General features: G+C 73.2%; 15 protein-coding genes. 6 read left to right on the forward strand and 9 right to left on the reverse strand.

The features are described 5' to 3' along the window. Positions 1-31: 31 nt before the first annotated feature. The 3 genes from UIS43_RS05685 (at position 32) to UIS43_RS05695 (ending at position 2,730) form a co-directional block, all read left to right on the forward strand. The gene (locus tag UIS43_RS05685) at positions 32-445 is read left to right on the forward strand and encodes a spore-associated protein A (RefSeq protein WP_370012648.1); all 414 of its coding nucleotides are present in this window, start codon (positions 32-34) and stop codon (positions 443-445) included. A 54-nt stretch (positions 446-499) separates the two neighbouring features. Next, the gene (locus UIS43_RS05690; protein ID WP_013153439.1) at positions 500-916 is read left to right on the forward strand and encodes a hypothetical protein; all 417 of its coding nucleotides are present in this window, start codon (positions 500-502) and stop codon (positions 914-916) included. 281 nt (positions 917-1,197) lie between these two features. Continuing rightward, positions 1,198-2,730 (forward strand): BTAD domain-containing putative transcriptional regulator, encoded by a 1,533-nt coding sequence (locus UIS43_RS05695; protein WP_370012650.1) that lies wholly within the window; start codon positions 1,198-1,200, stop codon positions 2,728-2,730. A 64-nt stretch (positions 2,731-2,794) separates the two neighbouring features. Here the strand turns inward: UIS43_RS05695 and UIS43_RS05700 are convergent, their stop codons facing one another. Further along, the gene (locus tag UIS43_RS05700) at positions 2,795-3,652 is read right to left on the reverse strand and encodes an SDR family oxidoreductase (protein WP_013153442.1); all 858 of its coding nucleotides are present in this window, start codon (positions 3,650-3,652) and stop codon (positions 2,795-2,797) included. Between the two features lie 112 nt (positions 3,653-3,764). On the opposite strand from UIS43_RS05700, the gene UIS43_RS05705 reads away from it, so the two are divergent. After that, a complete protein-coding gene (locus UIS43_RS05705; RefSeq protein ID WP_013153443.1) occupies positions 3,765-4,199 on the forward strand; it encodes a helix-turn-helix domain-containing protein in 435 nt (144 codons plus the stop codon). Positions 4,200-4,252: 53 nt separating this feature from the next. Here UIS43_RS05705 and UIS43_RS05710 read toward each other — a convergent pair whose 3' ends face one another. Further along, complete coding sequence (locus tag UIS43_RS05710; RefSeq protein ID WP_013153444.1) at positions 4,253-5,020, reverse strand: SDR family oxidoreductase; 768 nt, start codon at positions 5,018-5,020, stop codon at positions 4,253-4,255. A gap of 129 nt (positions 5,021-5,149) precedes the next feature. Here UIS43_RS05710 and UIS43_RS05715 point away from each other — a divergent pair, with 129 nt between their 5' ends. Next, a complete protein-coding gene (locus UIS43_RS05715; RefSeq protein WP_013153445.1) occupies positions 5,150-5,986 on the forward strand; it encodes a helix-turn-helix transcriptional regulator in 837 nt (278 codons plus the stop codon). A gap of 242 nt (positions 5,987-6,228) precedes the next feature. On the opposite strand, the gene folE is transcribed toward UIS43_RS05715, so the two are convergent. The 5 genes from folE to UIS43_RS05740 all read right to left on the reverse strand — a co-directional run bounded on the left by folE (position 6,229) and on the right by UIS43_RS05740 (position 12,512). Continuing rightward, on the reverse strand, positions 6,229-6,807 hold the full coding sequence (gene folE, locus UIS43_RS05720) for a GTP cyclohydrolase I (protein WP_013153446.1): 579 nt from the start codon (positions 6,805-6,807) through the stop codon (positions 6,229-6,231). After that, positions 6,804-7,472: a 7-carboxy-7-deazaguanine synthase QueE gene (locus UIS43_RS05725; RefSeq protein WP_041552731.1), complete on the reverse strand. Its 669-nt coding sequence runs from the start codon at positions 7,470-7,472 to the stop codon at positions 6,804-6,806. The genes folE and UIS43_RS05725 overlap by 4 nt, the downstream gene beginning before the upstream one ends. A gap of 330 nt (positions 7,473-7,802) precedes the next feature. Further along, positions 7,803-8,534, reverse strand: a complete 732-nt coding sequence (gene queC / locus UIS43_RS05730) for a 7-cyano-7-deazaguanine synthase QueC (RefSeq protein ID WP_013153447.1) — start codon at positions 8,532-8,534, stop codon at positions 7,803-7,805. Between the two features lie 158 nt (positions 8,535-8,692). Further along, on the reverse strand, positions 8,693-11,512 hold the full coding sequence (locus UIS43_RS05735) for a LuxR C-terminal-related transcriptional regulator (protein ID WP_370012655.1): 2,820 nt from the start codon (positions 11,510-11,512) through the stop codon (positions 8,693-8,695). Between the two features lie 91 nt (positions 11,513-11,603). Then, positions 11,604-12,512: a class I SAM-dependent methyltransferase gene (locus tag UIS43_RS05740; protein WP_013153449.1), complete on the reverse strand. Its 909-nt coding sequence runs from the start codon at positions 12,510-12,512 to the stop codon at positions 11,604-11,606. A gap of 1,323 nt (positions 12,513-13,835) precedes the next feature. Here UIS43_RS05740 and UIS43_RS05745 point away from each other — a divergent pair. Further along, positions 13,836-14,360 carry a 6-carboxytetrahydropterin synthase gene (locus tag UIS43_RS05745; protein WP_117198098.1) on the forward strand — a complete coding sequence of 175 codons (525 nt, stop codon included), beginning with the start codon at positions 13,836-13,838 and terminating at the stop codon, positions 14,358-14,360. A 158-nt stretch (positions 14,361-14,518) separates the two neighbouring features. Here UIS43_RS05745 and UIS43_RS05750 read toward each other — a convergent pair whose 3' ends face one another. Next, positions 14,519-16,009 (reverse strand): MDR family MFS transporter, encoded by a 1,491-nt coding sequence (locus UIS43_RS05750; protein ID WP_013153451.1) that lies wholly within the window; start codon positions 16,007-16,009, stop codon positions 14,519-14,521. 330 nt (positions 16,010-16,339) lie between these two features. After that, a complete protein-coding gene (locus UIS43_RS05755) occupies positions 16,340-16,789 on the reverse strand; it encodes a hypothetical protein (RefSeq protein ID WP_013153452.1) in 450 nt (149 codons plus the stop codon). Positions 16,790-17,322 lie beyond the last annotated feature (533 nt).

Consider the following 17,322-nt stretch of genomic DNA (forward strand, 5'->3'; position numbering starts at 1 on the left):
GGCGGCGCGCCGACGCACGACTGGGAGCACCATGCGCAACCCCCTGAAGAAGGCCGCCACCCTCGCCGCGGCCTGCGGGATCGCCGCGGCGGGTCTGATGGCCACCGCCGCCCCCGCCTCCGCCGCCTCCTACAACGGTGCGTGCGGGTCCGACTACGGGGTCGTCAACCAGATCGAGTTCCCCGACAACCGCGGAACCACCTTCCTGACCTACAACAACTCCAACGGCTACAACTGCGTGGTCACCGTGCGCACGAACCCGGGCGCGGCCGCGCCGATGGAGGCGTTCATCCGGGTCAACGGCACCTCGTCCTGGAAGCGGGACAGCGGCGACTACACGACCTACGCCGGTCCCGTCTACCTGTCGGCGGCGCGCCAGTGCGTCGACTGGGGCGGCACGATCGGCACGATCACGAAGACCGCCACCCGCACCAACTGCGGGTGACCTCCGCCCCGCTTCCCCGCCTCCGCACACCCCCGAACCATGAACGGACATGACATGAGGAAACTCGCGCGGAGGGCCGCGGCCGTCGTCGCGGCCGCCGGTATCGGTCTGGGCGGCCTGCTCGTCAGCGCCTCACCCGCCGCCGCTGCCACCTACGGCGGCGAGTGCGGCTCCGGATACGGCGTCGTCAACCAGGACAACATCGGCTCCAAGGGCACGGTCTTCCTGACCTACAACAGCTCCAACGGCTACAACTGCGTCGTGGCCAAGCGCAACAGTCCCGGCTCGGCCGTGCTCATCGAGGCGGGACTGTCGATCAGTCCGGCCGGAAGCCACTGGTACGTCTTCGACGGCGGCTACTACACCACCTACGCCGGTCCGATCTACCTGAACGCGGCAGGCAGGTGCGTGGACTGGATGGGTCGCATCACCGGCACCGAGGGCGGCAAGCGCGACACCAACTGCGGCTGACCGGACCGTTCACGGGCGGCCCCGGCCGGTTTCCGCGGGCCGCCCGACCACACCCTTCCTCATATCGTTTGTGTCCCTTAGCGGCACGAGTCCCGCATCGACCGAAACCCAAAGCCCCAGGCCACCTCAGAGCCGCCCCGGACACTCTCCGCGCTCCCCCTCACGCGGGTGGACGGTGCGCCGACGAGTGCCGTATGCTCCGCGACGTTGCGCAGCGGAGTGTTCATCGTGCGTCAGGGAGTTCATGAGTGGAGACCGATCTGTCAGGGATTCGGTATCGCATGCTCGGTTCTGTCGAGGTTCGCTCCGAAGGGCGTCCGGTCAGCACGGGAGGGCCCAAAAGGCGTACGGTCCTGGCCGCACTCCTCCTGCAACCCGGCACCGTGGTCTCCGACAACCGGCTCATCGACCTGGTCTGGGGCGAACACCCTCCGCGCAGCGCACGGTCCCAGCTCCAGGCGCACGTGCACGAACTCCGCAAGGTCCTGGGCGCGGACACCATCGTCCGGAGCACCTGCGGCTACCGGATGACCGTGGCGGCCGAGGCCACGGACAGCGGCGTGTTCGAGCGGCTGCTGGTGCGCGCGCACTCCGAGCGCGCCGCCCGCCGCCCCTCCGATGCGGTCCGGACCCTGCGCACCGCGCTGTCGCTGTGGACGGGCCCGGCGCTGGGCGGCGTGACACCGGCGCTCGCCGCCCACGCACGCCCGGCCCTGGAGGAGAGGCGGCTGCACGCCCTGGTGGAGCTGCACGGCGCCGGGATCGACCTCGGCCGCGGAGCCGCCGCCGTCCCCGAACTGCTCTCGCTGTGCGCGGAGCACCCGACCCACGAACGCTTCGCGGGCCTGCTGATGTCGGCCCTGCACGCCTGCGGACGCACCGGGGAGGCGCTGGAGGTCTACGCGAAGCTGCGCGAGAGGCTGGCCGACGAACTGGGCACCGGCCCCGGCGCCCGGCTCCGGCAGCTGCACCTGGACCTGCTCACGGCCGGGCCGGAGGGCGGGAGCACGCGCGGCGGCGCGCCCGTCGCCCACCGGGTCCGCCCCGCCGAACTGCCCTACGGCGTCGGTGAGTTCGTCGGCCGCTCGGCGGAGCTGTCCGTGCTCGACCAGGCGCTGGACGACGACCGGGGGGCCGACCGCTGGCCCGCGGTGTTCCTCCTCACCGGGGTCTCCGGCGTCGGCAAGACCGCGCTGGCCCTGCACTGGAGCCATGCCGTCCGGGAGCGCTTCCAGGACGGCCAGCTCTACGTGGACCTGCGCGGTTCCTCCTCCGGGGGGGAGCCCGTCCGGGCCGAGGACGCGCTGCGCCAGCTGCTGCGCGGACTGGGCGCGGACCCCGGAGGCCTGCCGACCGGCGCCGACGAGCTCGCCAAGCTCTTCCGGTCGGTGACGGCCGACCAGCGTCTGCTGTTCCTATTCGACGACGCCGCCTCGGTCGAGCAGCTCGCTCCCCTGCTTCCCACCGGCCGGGGCAGCGTCGTGCTCATCACCAGTCGGTACCCGTTGACGGGGCTGGTCGCGCTCTTCGGCGCCCGCCCCCTGCCGCTCGACGTGCTGTCGGAGGAGTCCTCGGTCGAGTTGTTCCTGTCCGTGGCCGGGATGTGGGCCCGGGCCGCGGAACTGGCGCTGGTCACCCGGATCGCCGACCGCTGCGGGCGGCTGCCGCTGACGCTGAGGCTGGCCGCGGCCGCCCTCGCCGCCGGGACCTCCGCGGTCGACCTGCCCTGGCCCGACGTCGTGGCCGGCCCCGTTCGGGGGCCGTCCGCCGGGCCTCCGCTGACCCTGGCCCCCTCGGACGCGGACTCCGGCTGAGAGTCGGCGGCTCCGGAGGCCCGCTGGACCCGCCCTCCCCCGAAGGGGGAGGACGGGGCGCGGGTCAGAGCAGAGCGCGCAGGGTCTCGCCGACCGGGGTGGTCGGTCGGCCGATGAGCCGGGACAGCTCTCCGGTGGTGGCGGACAGTTCGCCGTCGCGCGTGTTGGTGTCCAGCGCGGCCACGAAGCGCGCGGTGCCCTCGTCCAGTCCGGCCCCGGTCAGAGCCGCCACGTGCTCCTCGGTGGTCAGGTCGCGGTAGACGACCTCGCGGCCGAGCAGTTCGCCCAGGGTCGCGGCGAGGTCGTCGTAGGTCCACGCGGTGTCGCCGGAGAGCTCGTACACGGCGCCCGCGTGCGCCGCCGGGTCGCGCAGCACGGCGGAGGCGGCCTCGGCCAGGTCCCGGCGCGAGGCGCTGGCGGTACGGCCCCGACCCGCGCTGCCGACGAAGGCGCCGGTGGCGCGGGCCTGGTCCAGCTGCTGCGCGAAGTTCTCGTTGTACCAGCCGTTGCGCAGGATCGTGTACGCCAGCCCGGAGGCGGTGACGAGTTCCTCGGTGGCCTTGTGCTCGGGGGCCAGGACCAGCGTGGTGTCGGTGGCCCTGGGCGCGCTGGTGTAGACGATGTGCCCGACCCCGGCCGCCGCGGCGGCGTCGATCACGGCGCCGTGCTGACGCACCCGCTCACCGATCGCGGTGCCCGAGACCAGCAGGAGGGTGTCGGCTCCCTTGAGGGCCTCCTCCCACGACGCGGGCTCGTCGAAGTCCGCGTGGACGGTGCGCACGCCCCGTCCGGCGAGGTCGGCCAGCCGGGCGGTGTCGCGCGCGGTGGCGGTGATCCGCTCCGCCGGGACGCCCCGGTCGAGGAGGTCCTCGACGACGAGGCGGCCGAGGTGGCCGGTGGCACCGGTGATGACGACGGACATGGGTGCTTCCCTTCGTTGCGGCCGGGCGTTCCGGCCGTCCAGGCGTCCCAACCCTCCCGCTCACCGGCACATTCCAAAAGTCGGGTACCCACCTTTTGGTAAGTTGGGTTCCATGAGCGTGCCGTCCGGTTCCCCGCCCCCTCCGCGCGGGCAGGTCCTGTCCGCCGACTGCCCCTCCCGGCGGCTGTTGGCCGGTATCACCAGCAAGTGGGGCGTCCTCGTGCTGGTCTCCCTGTCGCACGGGCCGCTGCGCTGGAGCGAGCTGCTGCGCGCGATCGGCGGGATCAGCGAGAAGATGCTCGCCCAGACCCTGCGCGCCTTCGAGGCCGACGGACTGGTGTTGCGCGAGGCCAGGCCGGTGGTGCCGCCTCACGTGGAGTACCGCCTCACCGGGGACGGCCGCGAGGTCACCGACCTGCTGCTGCCGATGGTGGAATGGGTGCAGGACCACGTCGGTGACGTGCGGGCCCCGTCCGCCGGACGGGACGGGGGCGACGGACGCGGCCCCGCCCGGGCCGAGGACTCCGCGAGGCCGCGTCCGCGGTAGTGCCCGTCCCCGGCGGGGCCCCGCTGGAGCGCCTGTCCGCCCCGGGCCCCGGCTCAGCGCTGGGCGGCGGGTCGGACGATGATCTCGTTGACGTCCACGTCCGCGGGCTGGTCGAGGGCGAACGCGATCGCCCGGGCGATCGCGTCGGCGGGCAGCGCGTTGCGGCGGTAGGTGCGCATCGCCTCCCGCGCCCCCGGGTCGGTGATGTGGTCAGCCAGCTCGCTCTCGACCACGCCCGGGGAGACCGTGGTCACCCTGATGCCCGGGTCGAGTTCGAGCCGCAGCCCCTCGGTGATGGCCCACGCGGCGAACTTGGTCCCCGAGTACACCGCCGACGTGGGCACGACCTCGTGCGCGCCGATCGAGGCGACGGTCACGAAGTGCCCCGAGCCCTGGCGCTGGAAGTGCGGGAGCGCCGCGGCCACACCGTGCAGCAGCCCCTTGACGTTGACGTCGACCATCCGGTGCCACTCCTCCACCAGCAGCGCGTCCATCCGGGACAGCGGCATGACCCCGGCGTTGTTGACGAGGGCGTCCACGCGCCCCCGCTCGCGCACGGTGGCGTCGAGCGCCTCCCGCACGCTGTCGGGGTCGGTGACGTCGAGGCCGCGGTGTTCGGCGCTGCCGCCGGAGTCGCGGATCTGCTGGACGAGTGCGCGCAGGCGCTCCTCACGCCTGGCCCCGAGCACCACGTGGTGCCCCTCGGCGGCCAGGCGCAGCGCCGCGGCCTCGCCGATCCCGCTGCTGGCCCCCGTCACCACGATCACCTTGCGGGCCGTCTCCAGCCCCTGGTCGCTCATGGCCTTGGCCTGGTCGTTCATGGCCGTCCTCTCCCTGGGTTGACCGGACGCGTCCCAGTCTGGGCGGGTCGCCGCGGGCCAGGAAGACCGCGCCGTTCCTGGGTGGAGCGCACCCAGGAACACCGGGCCGCGGAGCCCTACCCTGGTCGCATGGACTCCCCTTCGCTCGGCGACTTCCTCCGGAGCGCACGCGCGAGGCTCACGCCGCGCGCGGTGGGCCTGCCCGTCCACGGACACCGCCGCGTCGCCGGACTGCGGCGCGAGGAGGTGGCGCTGCTGGCCGGAATGAGCGCCGACTACTACACACGGCTGGAACAGGGTCGCGAGACCCACCCCTCACCGCAGATCCTGGACGCGCTCGGTCAGGCCCTGCACCTGGACGGCGACGGCCGCCTGCACCTGTACCGGCTCGCCGGGCTGGTTCCGAGACCGGAGGCGCCCGCCCCCGCCGAGCGCGCCGACCCCTCTCTGCTCGGCCTCATGGACGCCTGGCACGACACCCCGGCGCTGGTCCTGGGCCGCGCCTACGACGTGCTGGCCTGCAACCCCCTGGCCGAACAGCTCTTCCGGGGCTTCCCCTTCTCACGGAACCTGGTGAGGACGGTGTTCCTGGACCCCGCCTCCCGCGCGTTCTACCCCGACTGGCAGGCCGTCGCCGCGAACACGGTGGACGGCCTGCGCCTGGCCGAGGGCGCCTGGCCCGACCACCCCCGCGTCCGCGAGGTCGTCGAGGAGATGCAGGCGGAGAGCCCCGACTTCGCCCGGCTGTGGCGGCGCAACGGCGTGCGGGGCAAGAGGCTGGAGACCAAGCGCTTCGCCCACCCGGAGGTGGGCCCGCTGGAGCTGAGCCTGCACGCCTTCGACGTGCGGTCGGCGCCGGGCCAGGAGCTGGTGGTCTACCACGCCGAGCCGGGTTCGGTCAGCGCGCAGTCGCTGTCCCTGCTGGGCACGCTGGCGGCCGAGGCGGTGCGGCCCCGGAGGCCGTAGCCGGGAGGGGCGGCCGTCCGTCCGGGCGGAAGACACGGAGCCGGCAGGGGACGCCGGGGAGCCGGTCCGCGGGGACCGGCCCCCGGCGCCCCGCTCCCGGCAGAGCTACCCGGACCGGGCACGAGTCCGGGTAGCCGTCGAGGAAGCGGGTGGGACCTCGTACGGCGGCGCGGTGCGGCGACCGTGCGCCCGGGGGGCTGTCCCGGCACCGCTCCGGCCGCACGGCGGGGCGTACGCGGCGGTCAGTTCCCGGACAAGGCGATCCTGACCAACTCGTCGCGCGGCGGACCGTAGTCGCGGAAGATCCCGTCGAAGGCCGAGCAGGTCATGAGGGCCGGGGTCCGGATGCCCCGCATGGACATGCACAGGTGCTCGCCGCGGCCGATGACGGCGACGTCGTTCGTGTGGGCCACCTTGGAGACCTCCTCGGCGATGTCGCGCACCAGGCGCTCCTGGACCTGGAGCCGGTGCGCGTGGCGGTGGGCGATCCGGGCGAACTTGGACAGCCCCAGCACGCGTTCGTCCGGCCTGTAGGCGATGGTGAGCACGCAGGAGAAGGGCAGGAGGTGGTGTTCGCACAGCGACCACACGGTGACGTCGGAGACCATGACGATCTGTCCGTCGGTGTGCAGCGGGAAACTGGTCTCGACCCGGCCGGCCTGGTAGTCGCTGAACTCCCTCCACCATCGGGCGAAGCGCTGCGGGGTGTCCCGCAGCCCACTGCGTTCCGGGTCCTCACCGATCTCGATGAGGAGCCGCCGTGCCACGTCCTCCAGCGGATCGCGCACGGTGGAGTCACGAGGTAGGTCTGCCAGCGTCATACGCCTCTCCGATCGCCCCACAGCATGATGTGCAGTCTGGTGGTCAGATTCCAACCGCGGGCCATGACGGGATCCCGCAACCGGACGAGGGAGTCGTCCAGTGCCGCCCGGGTCCGCCCTTCCGGCATCACCCAGACCGGACCGATGCCGTACCGTTCGACGAGCGTCCCGACCTCGTCGAGGTCGGCCTCGGTACGGCAGACGAACTTGAATGCGGTTCCCGGCACCGCGGCGAGGGCCGCCAGGGCCGGTCCGACGATGCGCCTGTCCTCCGGGTCCCCCGAGTGGGCCAGTTTCGGTGACACGTTGAACCTGACCGACTCCGCCAGACGGGGTTCGGGGATGACCGTCCCATTGGTCTCGACCTCGATGTCGTGGCCCGAGTCCCGCAGGTCCCGCACCAGCGGAAGGAGCCTGGCCTGTTGGTTCAGCGGTTCACCGCCGGACACGACGATCAGGGGGACCCCGTAGGCGACCAGGCGGTCACGGACCTGCGGGTAGGGGACCGCTCTCAGCTCCTTCTTGGGGTCGTAGGCGACCTTGCCGTCCCCCAGACCGGTCCAGTCCCAGGTGTAGGGGGTGTCGCACCAACGGCAGGAGAGGTTGCACCCGCCCAGCCGTACGAAGGCGCAACGGCGCCCGAGTGAGGGCCCTTCTCCCTGGATGGTTCAAGTAGGACCGAATATCTCGTTCACTACAAGACTCGGCGTTCCCACGGCCTCACCTCCTTTCGCGTCGCATCCCGTAGCCCCGCTCGTGACCGACGCGCCGCCCCGCCGAGAGCCCGCCTGCGGCGGGAGAGCGCCGGTTCCGCGACGCACCCGTGGTCGTGCGAGCGGTGGGGCCGGCGGGCGGGGTCGGGCCAGTCGATGCGGTGACTCGTCGAGGGAGCGGACTGTTTCGAGATGTCCGGGGCCAATCGGTTGACCCCCGTGTTCCCAGGTTCACCCAGGCGCGCACGGAGCGCATCACGGTGGTCACCGAGAGATCCGGGATCAGGGTGCCGAGAAGCGTGTGACGCCGTCGAGGTACTCGGTGGGGTCGGGGAGGCCGGCCTCCTGGAAGGCCTCGCGGCGCTCGTAGCAGGTCCCGCACGTACCGCAGTGGATGTCGCCCCCCTTGTAGCAGGACCAGCTGTGTTCCAGGGGCGCTCCGAGGCGCACGCCGTGCCGCGCGATGTCGGCCTTGGACCATGCCATGAAGGGGGCCTCGACGCGCGGCGCGGCGAACCCCTCGTTGGCCACCCCCACCAGGTGGCGCAGCGCGTCGACGAAGGCCGGACGGCAGTCCGGATACACGAAGTGATCGCCGGAGTGCATGCCCAGGGCCACGGTGCCCGCCCGTCTGGCCACCGCCACCGAAGCCGCGAGATTGGCCAGCACGGCGTTCCGGTTCGGGACGACGGTGTCGCGCATGGACTCCTCCGCGTAGTGCCCGTCGGGCACCTCCACCCGGGCGTCGGTGAGGGCCGAGCCCCTGAGCAGGGGCCCGAACCCCGCGATGCCCAGGATGTGGTGTTCCGCTCCGTAGTGGCGGGCGATGGCCCGGGCGGCGTCGACCTCCTTCCCGTGCCGCTGCCCGTACTCCACCGTCACCGCGACCAGTCGGAACCGCAACGCGGCGAAGTGGGCGAGCAGTGTCGTGGAGTCCATCCCTCCGGAGAACACCACGACCACGGTGAAGGGGTCCCCCCCGATCTCGTCTCGCGGTGTGTCCTGTCCTCGCATCGGCGTCTCCGTCCACACATGGGGGCGATCCGGCAGCCAGGTGGTCCCCCGCCCGGGGCGCCCGTCCGGTGGTTCCACTCTCGGGCGCGCACGCCGGTGTGGCATCACGGACCGCGACCGAAGTGTTCGCGCGTTCCACCGCAGTCCCAGGCCCCGGCTCACTCCCCGCCGACGAGGATCTCCCACCTTCCGGGGCTGCCGAGGATCTTGCCGAACTCTCCCCTCCCGGAGATGCCCAGCTTGCGGTAGGCGCTCGACAGGTGCAGTTCCACCGTGCGACGGGTGATGTGCCGACGTCCGGCGATCGTCTTGTTGGCCTGGCCCAGCAGCGCGTCGATGAGGATCTGCCGTTCGCGCGGGGTCAGTGCGAGGATGCCCCGCACGGAGACGTCGTGTGAGGCACGACAGGCGTCCAAGGCCACCAGCTGGAGCCGTACCCGGTCGGCGAGGTCACGCGCGCCCCGGCTGGCGGCCAGGCCGGCCGAACGGCTCAGGGCCGCCACGGCCTCCCCGTGGCGGCCCATCCGCGCCAGCACCGTGCCCAGCTCCGCCGTGGTCCGTGCGGTTTCGAGGTCGTGCCCGGTGCCCCGGAGCAGGTCGACCGCCGCGCTCAGCGCCTCCGCCGAAGCGGGCTCCTCGGCGAGCGCGCCCCACACCCGCAGCGCGCGGGCCCGCTCCTGCGGCGAACCGGTCGCCTCCGCGAACTCCATCTGTCGGCGGGCGTCGCGCACCGCCTCGTCACGGGCGCCCGCCCTGGCCAGGAGGAGGGCGCCCTCGCTCCGCCAGCAGAGCGTGCCCGGCCCCCGGACCCCCGCCGCGTCGCGGCGTCGGATGACCTCCAACAGGTCCTCGACGCCGTGGGACAGGGCGCCCGCCCTGATCCTCAGCCGCGCTCGGGCGAGGGGCACGTCGGCGTCATACCACGCGGTCTGCGGGTGGCCGTCGTGGTGGTGTCGGCGCAACAGCGCCTCCGCCGCGTCCGGGTCGCCCAGGTCCAGGTGGACGTTGGCCAGGAGGCCGACCAGGCGGGTCCGGAGACCGCTGTAGCCGTGACCACCGCGGGAGGGCAGTTCCGAGAGCTGCTCCGTGAGCGTGTGCCGGGCCGCGGACAGGTCGCCCGAGGCGTAGGATCCCGTCGCCTCGGTGAGCCGGACCGCCGTGCCCACCCAGCGGGGCAGCCGGTCCGGATCGGCGACGAGGGAGCGCCGACGCGTGGACGCCTCCGCCTGGTGACCACAACCGACCAGCACCGACAGGGCGGCGGGCAGGGCGGGCGGTTGGAGCAGGAGGTCGTCGAGGTCGTGGTCCAGGGCCTGCCTCACGTCCGCGAGCGCGACCGACGGCGGTCCGCCCAGGAGGTAGGAGGAGAAGGCGTCGATGGCCGTGACGGCGGGAGGGCGCGGCACGTCGTCGGGGACGGGAGCCCCTTCGACCGGACGGGCGGCCGCCGGCTCGGGCGTCAGGGACCGCCCGTGGGTGAGGAAGGTCCGCGGCCAGTCCTCCCGCTCCGTTCCGGCGACGGCCTCCCGCACCGTCCGCAGGACGGCGGACGCGTCGTCGCCGCGTTCGCCCTCGCAGAGCGTCGCGCCGATCAGGCCGAGCAGGCGGCGACGGACCGCGACGTCGCTGGTGCGACCGAGTGCCTCCACCGCGGCGCGCAGGCCGCCCTGTCGGTCGAGTGCGATCCGGGCGGCCGCCAGTTCGGGGGCGACACCGGGCCACGCGCCCGTTCCCCCGGCCTGGACGGCCTGCTCCAGGTAGCGCACGCGGTCCCGCGCGGCCGTGTCGGGGAGCCGTGCGGCCGTGATCAGGGCGGTGGACGACCACGGGGCGTCCAGGGGCACCGTCGACTCCGCGAGGTGACGGGCCACCCGCCGCTCCGCGCCGGGTCTGCGGTGCAGGAAGGCGGCGGCGGCCAGGTGCGCCGCGTTGCGGCTCATCACGGTCATGGAGGCGAGCAGCGCGGTGTGGAGCAACGGGTGGCGCAGCGTCACCGCGTGGTCGTCGGTGACCAGGCGCATCCGAGCCAGGAGGTCGAGCGCGGCCAGCGTTTCCGCGAGCCGGGTTCCGCTGAGGTGCGCGACCAGAGCGGGGTCGGCCTCCCCGGAGGCCGAGGCGACGACGACCGCCTCGGCGACCGCCCGGGCCCGCGGGTCGAAGCGGTTCGCCCGGCCGATCATGGCGTCGGCCACGGAGGGGAGCACGGCGCTTCGCAGCTCGGCCGGTGAGCGCACCGGGGATTCGCGGGCCCGGATCCAGTCGCACAGGGCCCGCGTCAGGAACGGGTTGCCGGCGGTGGTCTCGTGGGACGCCGTGACGAGGTCCGCGTCGAGCCGGTGGCCCAGCCGCTCGTGCATCAGCGCGCCGGTCTCCTCCTCCGACAGCCCGCGCAGGGTGATGGTGCGGGCGCCGGACAGCAGGTCGGCGAGTTCGGTCGGAGCCGCGGCCGGTTCTCCGCTCCGGATCGAGGCGACGAGCGTCACGGGAAGGTGGGCGACGTCCCGCAGGACGCCCCGCAACCGGACCAGGGACTCGGGCCCCGCCTGGTCGACGTCGTCCAGCGCGATCACCAGGGGGGCGTCCCGGGTCAGCACCTCCACCAGCTCCCGGGGGCCGGCCGGTCCGCCTCCCGCTCCCCGGGCGTGCGCGGTCCCGGCGCGGGCGCGCGGGGACACGGTGGAACCCCCCTCCCCCTCCTCGGCGGGGTGTTCGTCGGCGGTCGGGGCCAGGGCGTCCGTGAGCGCGGTGACCAGGCGGTTCACGTGCCGGGAGCACGCGATGTGCACCGCGGGACCGGCGCGGGACGGTGTGGGGCGGCACACCAGGGAGAGCAGGGTGGTCCGCCCCACCCTGGGCTCTCCCGTCACCACGTGACAGGTGAGCCCCGTACGGCGGCTGTGTTGACGGGCCGACAGCAGCCTCGTGAGCGGTTCGGTCCTGCCCACGATCCCGCCGCGCCGCGTCCGGGGCTCGGGCATCCTCATCCTCGCGTTCCGGGGGAACTGGGCTCGGAGACGGTCCGGCCGCCCCGGGCGGCCGTCGGCCGGCGGACGCGCCGCGACGATCCGGTCACCGGGGTCGGGATCCCGGTCGGGCGACCAGGACCGCTGCCTGGTCGCCGATCGCGTGGGGCCTGAGGGCGAAGTGGCGGGCCAGGGCGGACTCCAGCGAACTCCTGATCTCCTCGGCCCTCGGGTGCCGCTCATACCAGAACCCGGTCAGGACGGCCGCAGCGATCGCGGCCCGCTCGGCCGGTTCCTCCCCGTCGAACCGGATCGAGGACTCGGCACGGTGCAGGGAGAAGTCGTCGAAGCCCCGGGCGGCGAGCGCACGTGCGGCCTGTGACAACAGGTAACCGTGATGGTCGTAGGGCTCCTCGGCGATCGGCACGCAGACCTCGTTGACCAGCCTCATGAGCTCGTTGCCCGATCCTGCGGCGAACAGCACGATCTTGGACTCCGGGTCGCTCCGGTCGCAGACCCGGACCATCTCCGCGACGGCCCGCTCGACGTCGTCGACGTACTGAAGGACCCAGGCGCTGTAGACGGCGTCGAACGAGCCGTCGGGGAAGGGGATCTCCTCGGCGGTTCCGGGGTGGACGTCCACCACGCCGCGGGTGGTCTCGTCGCGGATCGCCTCCACCAGCTGGGGGTGGGGCTCGATGGCCGTGCAGGAGCCGGTTCTCGCCGCGACGGTGCGCGCCATCTCCCCGATCCCGCCGCCGACGTCGAGCACGCGGCGGTTGGCCGCGGTGAGGCTCCGTATGAGGGCGAGTTCCTCGCCGCGCTCCAGCCGGGTCGCGAATCCCGTCCATCCGTCGCCGGTCACGCTTCGCGGCCCCCGGTACCGCGTGGGCAGGCGGTCCGCGGGCCCCAGGGCGTCATGCTCCAGGAGCTGGTCCAGGGTCAGCCGTGAAGGGTCCCCGGACCCCTCGGGCGCGTTGTCGGGTAGCGGTGCTCGGGTTCGTGCCTCTGCCATGTCTGACTCACCTCTCGTGGTCGTGATGAGGGGACGAGCGGGGTGGTCCGCCGACGCCGGGGAGCCCTGGCGCGCGCCGTGTGGGGTCGGTATCTCGGGGAGGGCTCCCGCCCGGAGGCGGGCGCGGCGGTGCTCGTCCTGGTCTGGCGTGTCGGCCGCCGCGGTCGGTGTGTGGGCGGTGCCGCCCCGTGCAGGGATTGGGGGCGCTCGGGTCTCGGTACGCGTCGACGTTTCTCCCGTCCGCCGGAGCCCGTGTCCTCCGGGCGCCTATGCGGACCGTGTCGGCTCCCGCCGGGCGGACGAAGCCACTCTCATGGACAACGGAACCTCTGGCCTTCCCGGAATTCACCCGCGAAAGGATCGCCCCAGGAACATTGCAGCGAAATCGCGAAGACGCCACCAGAGTACGTTCCCATGGAAATAATATCCACCCCTCCAGAGAAAACGAAAGGCACCCAGCACCAGCCCGGCACAGAATCCTCGAAACGCCATACAAACAGGGCATAAAACGGTGTTTTGCGTATCATGTAACGCCATCCGGCATGACCCTGCGAAACGCGCACCGGCACACCCGGTTTCCCGCCGGCGCGCACAGCCGCTTCCCGAGGACGGCCGACGCCGGGGGCACGGCCCCGCCCGAGGCCGCTTCGACGTTTCTACGCGACCGCAACGGGGGGTTGCGCCCCTTGCGAAAACCGACGAAACAGCATCCCCGTCCCCTTCTCCGCGAAGGGAACACGCCCTGCGGCGCCACCGTACCGCCGGTGGAGCGCGACCCGGGCGCCTCCGGGGGCCGGCGCCGACGCGCGGCAGGATACATTCCTGACCTCGCGTTACACGCCCACGGGGCGCCCGCGGAGCCGCGTGGACCCCGTCACACGAAACCGCACTTTTCTCCCAAATTGCCGTTCACACACTTTTTCCTGACATGGTGATATTCGAAGAGTACGGGCGCGGAATCCAGCGGAAAACCGATCCCCAACGCCCCTCCTGCGAAGCCGAATAATCAACTATGGTTTTCCTGGGAGCGACAAGGAGATGTCATCGTGTCAGTCGCCGGTGCGAAGTACCGAACCGAGACGGCACGAGCGTACGTGTCATGGGAATGGCCCGCCCACCGCCTTTCGGGCCGCCGTCGATCCCGGCCCCGCTCCGCCGTGCCCGAGCCGCCCGCCGTGCCGTCGGCCCCACCCGGCTGGGACTGGACCCGCCGCCCGGACGGCTCCGTGCGGTGCGGCCGGCGCCTCATCCGCCCGGCCCGGCGCCACGCCCTCTCGGACGCCGGGGCACCCGACCCGACCGCGTACGCGAAGGAGAGCTTCGATGACCCACCGGATCCGAGTCCGGCACAACTTCGAGACGGCGCACCGGCTGCCCCACCTGAGCGGCAAGTGCATGAACCTGCACGGCCACTCCTGGTGGGCCGAGGTCAGCGTGAGCGCCCCCGCCCTGAGCGAGGACGGCACCGTCGTGGAGTTCGGCGCCTTCAAGAAGGCGCTGCGCGCCTTCGTCGACACCCACCTCGACCACGGGGCCATGCTCGGCGCCGGGGACCCGCTGGCCGCGGTCCTGGCGGAGCACGGCAGCAAGGTCTACCGGTTCGGGGCGGCCTCGCCCGGTGACACCGAGCGCTACGCCCGCGACCTGCCCTATCCGACGGTCGAGGCCGTCGCCGTGATGCTGGGCCGGGTCGCCCAGGCCCTGCTCGACAGCGGGGAACGGGCGGCGGGCGCGCGGGTGACCGGTGTCGAGGTCACCGAGACCCACGTCAACACGGCGGCGTACCACCCCGTGGCCTCGCCCCAGGCCGGTGAGCGCCCCTTCGAGCGGGTCCTGGCCGTCGACTGACCCGCGGCGCGGCCCCGGACGCCGTGGCCGGGAGGGGGCGACCGTCCGCGCGCGGGGCATGAAACCGACGAGGGGCGCCGGGGAGCCGGTCCGCTAGGAACCGCCCCCGACGCCCCTTCTACTCGTGTCCACGGCCCTCACGGGCCCCGCGGCGACCCCTAGTGGGCCGGGGTGGGAGCGCCGCCCTCCGGGGCGGCGGCCTGCGAGCGCCGCACGAGGAAGGTCAGAGCGAAGGCCACGACGGAGACCACCGCGCCGACCAGGAAGGCCGCGTGGACGCCGCCCGCCTGGGCGTTGACCTCGGTGAGCCCGTCGGTGAGCAGGCCCGCCGACGTGGCGGACATGATCGCGACGAAGATCGCCGTACCGGCCGCGCCCGCGACCTGCTGCACGGTGCCGACCACGGCGCTGCCGTGCGAGTACAGCTCGGGCCGCAGCGACCCCAGCGCGCCGGTGAGCAGCGGGGTGAACATGAAGCCGAGGCCGATGCTGAGCGTCACGTGGGCGGCGATGACGAAGCCGACCGGCGTCTGGGCGTCGAGCAGGGTCATGCCCCACAGCACCAGGGACACCAGCGCCGAGCCCGGGATGACCAGGGGGCGCGGGCCGACGCGGTCGTAGAGGCGGCCCACCACCGGGGCGAGCAGGCCCATGACCAGGCCGCCGGGCAGCAGGGACAGGCCGGTGACGAGCGTGTCGTGGCCCAGGACGTTCTGCATGTAGACCGGCAGCAGGATGAGGGTGCCGAACAGGGCCATGAAGCTGATCACGACCAGGCCGATCGAGACGCAGAACTGCCTGGAGCGGAACACCCGCAGGTCCAGCAGGGCGCGGTCGCGGCTCTGGAGGCGCAGCTGGCGCCACACGAACAGCACCAGCGCGACGGCGCCGACCCCGATCGAGGCGAAGGGCGGGACCACGGCGGTGGCCTCGCCCTCGCCCAGGCCGGAGAAGCCGTAGACGAGCCCGCCGAAGGCCAGCGCCGACACCAGGAGCGAGAGGACGTCGATGCTGGCGGCGCGCGGCTCGGTGACGTTGCGGATGAAGAGGGCGCCCAGGACCAGGCCCAGGATCGCGATGGGCAGGACGAGCCCGAACATCCACCGCCAGTCGAGCACGCTGAGGATGAGGCCCGCCAGGGTCGGGCCGACGGCGGGCGCGACCGACATGACGATGGAGATGTTGCCCATGGTGCGGCCGCGGCGGTCCGACGGGACCAGGTTCAGCACGGTGGTCATGAGCAGCGGCATCATGATCGCCGTTCCCGCCGCCTGGACCACGCGGCCCACGAGCAGGAAGCCGAAGCCGGGGGCGAGGAAGCACAGCAGCGTGCCGACGCTGAACAGCGTCATCGCGGTGATGAACACCTGGCGCACGTGGAAGCGCTGGAGCAGGAACCCGGTGGCGGGGATCACCACGGCCATCACGAGCATGAAGGCCGAGGTCAGCCACTGTCCGGTGGAGACGGAGATGCCGAGGTCCCGGTTGAGCGCGGGCAGCGCCACGCCCATGATCGTCTCGTTCAGGATCACCACGAACGCCGAGACCAGGAGCAGCGGGATGATGAGGCGCCCCGCCCGCGCGCTCTCGTCGTCTTGTGGTGGGGCCGAAGCGGTCTCGGCCGTGGATGGAGTGGGCTGCCCGGTCACAGATGTCCTCAGATTGTGGTGTTCGAAAGGGTTCGTCCGGAGGGTTCGCGGTACCTCCCCAGAGGTAACCCAACGCTCCGAACCATCCGCCCGTTCCCGGAACAGCGGTGTGTTCTGGACCATAACCGCACCATCCGCGCAGCAAACCCGCCGCGGCGGCCCCGTGCCGGTCTCCGGGCGCGCGGCGGGTGGAGTGTGACCGGTGCCGATGCCGGATTCGTCCCGACCGTAAACGGAGTGTGACCGAAAGCGGGCGCCGGGAGGAGGGGACCGCGACGGACGCCGTGACCGGCCGGGCGTCACGCGGACCGCGACCGGGGCGGTCCCCCCTCAGCCGCGGGCGGAGCCGTCCGCGGGCAGCCCCCGGCAGGCGGTGCGCGCCAGGGCGAGCGCGCAGGCGTCCTCCACGACGCCGCCGATCCAGGCCGGGCGGCCCGTACCGCTCCAGTACCGCCGCCACCCCACCCCCGCCAGGGTGCCGACCGGCGCGGCCGCGGCGGCGAGGACGGCGGCCAGGGCGGGCGACGTGCCCGCTCCCCGGGCCAGGAGGGCGCCGCCGGTGCCCGCGCTCACCACCCTGGCCGTCATGCTCGGCGCGGCGGTGCGGCTGGGAATGCCGGGGAGCTTGTCCCCGGAGAACTCCCCGAGCGCGGCCAGCGCCATGAGCGCGCGCTTGCCCTTCCCTGCGGAGTGCCACAGCGGCGCGCCCCCGAGCGTGCTCCGCGAGCCCGCGGCCAGCCCCAGCAGCAGCGCGCGGGCCGCGCCCGATGATGCGCCCATGGTCGGTGTCCCTTCGTTCTTCGGCCGCCGCACGCGGCCGGGTGCTATCCCGGCTATCCCGTTCGGCCCACGTGAAACCTCGCGGGCGCGGGGCCGCGCCCGCTCGCGACCGCCGCAACCGCCGGACCGGCCGGGCCCGCGGGGATGACCTCGGACGACGGCCGCGCGGACGCGTGCGCCTCCCCGGCGAGGCCGTTCAGCCGTCGACCAGAAATGTTGACGGTGTGGCGTGAGAGGTTTCGCTCCGGCGGCCTTCCGGTCCCCAGCGGTGGTTTCGGCGCACGGTCGGTCCCGGGCCGGCCGGACCGTCCCGCGGGGGTCGGGCCGGGGAGAACCAGGGTGTGGGCATGCGCCTCCCCTCCCCCGCGCCCGACCCCGACGGCGCCCTCCTCGGCTCACCCACGAGCGCGGCATCGCGGCCGCAGAGGCCCTGGTCCACGAACGGGCGCGTCCCGTGTGCGGCCCCCTCGTGCCGAGGTGCTGCACCCGGGCGCCGTTGCCGGGGACCCGGGCCGCGCGCACCTGTTCCTCAG

This window comes from Nocardiopsis sp. LDBS0036 (assembly GCF_041228755.1).
GTDB lineage: Bacteria > Actinomycetota > Actinomycetes > Streptosporangiales > Streptosporangiaceae > Nocardiopsis > Nocardiopsis dassonvillei.

Bases quoted from the DNA above. Each gene is read 5' to 3' on its own strand.
- UIS43_RS05740 (WP_013153449.1), bottom strand. From the start codon at position 12,512: ATGGCAGAGGCACGAACCCGAGCACCGCTACCCGACAACGCGCCCGAG.
- UIS43_RS05755 (WP_013153452.1), bottom strand. From the start codon at position 16,789: ATGGGCGCATCATCGGGCGCGGCCCGCGCGCTGCTGCTGGGGCTGGCC.
- UIS43_RS05695 (WP_370012650.1), top strand. From the start codon at position 1,198: ATGCTCGGTTCTGTCGAGGTTCGCTCCGAAGGGCGTCCGGTCAGCACG.
- UIS43_RS05735 (WP_370012655.1), bottom strand. From the start codon at position 11,512: ATGCCCGAGCCCCGGACGCGGCGCGGCGGGATCGTGGGCAGGACCGAA.
- UIS43_RS05705 (WP_013153443.1), top strand. From the start codon at position 3,765: ATGAGCGTGCCGTCCGGTTCCCCGCCCCCTCCGCGCGGGCAGGTCCTG.
- UIS43_RS05715 (WP_013153445.1), top strand. From the start codon at position 5,150: ATGGACTCCCCTTCGCTCGGCGACTTCCTCCGGAGCGCACGCGCGAGG.
- folE (WP_013153446.1), bottom strand. From the start codon at position 6,807: ATGACGCTGGCAGACCTACCTCGTGACTCCACCGTGCGCGATCCGCTG.
- UIS43_RS05690 (WP_013153439.1), top strand. From the start codon at position 500: ATGAGGAAACTCGCGCGGAGGGCCGCGGCCGTCGTCGCGGCCGCCGGT.
- queC (WP_013153447.1), bottom strand. From the start codon at position 8,534: ATGCGAGGACAGGACACACCGCGAGACGAGATCGGGGGGGACCCCTTC.
- UIS43_RS05710 (WP_013153444.1), bottom strand. From the start codon at position 5,020: ATGAACGACCAGGCCAAGGCCATGAGCGACCAGGGGCTGGAGACGGCC.
- UIS43_RS05685 (WP_370012648.1), top strand. From the start codon at position 32: ATGCGCAACCCCCTGAAGAAGGCCGCCACCCTCGCCGCGGCCTGCGGG.
- UIS43_RS05700 (WP_013153442.1), bottom strand. From the start codon at position 3,652: ATGTCCGTCGTCATCACCGGTGCCACCGGCCACCTCGGCCGCCTCGTC.
- UIS43_RS05745 (WP_117198098.1), top strand. From the start codon at position 13,836: ATGACCCACCGGATCCGAGTCCGGCACAACTTCGAGACGGCGCACCGG.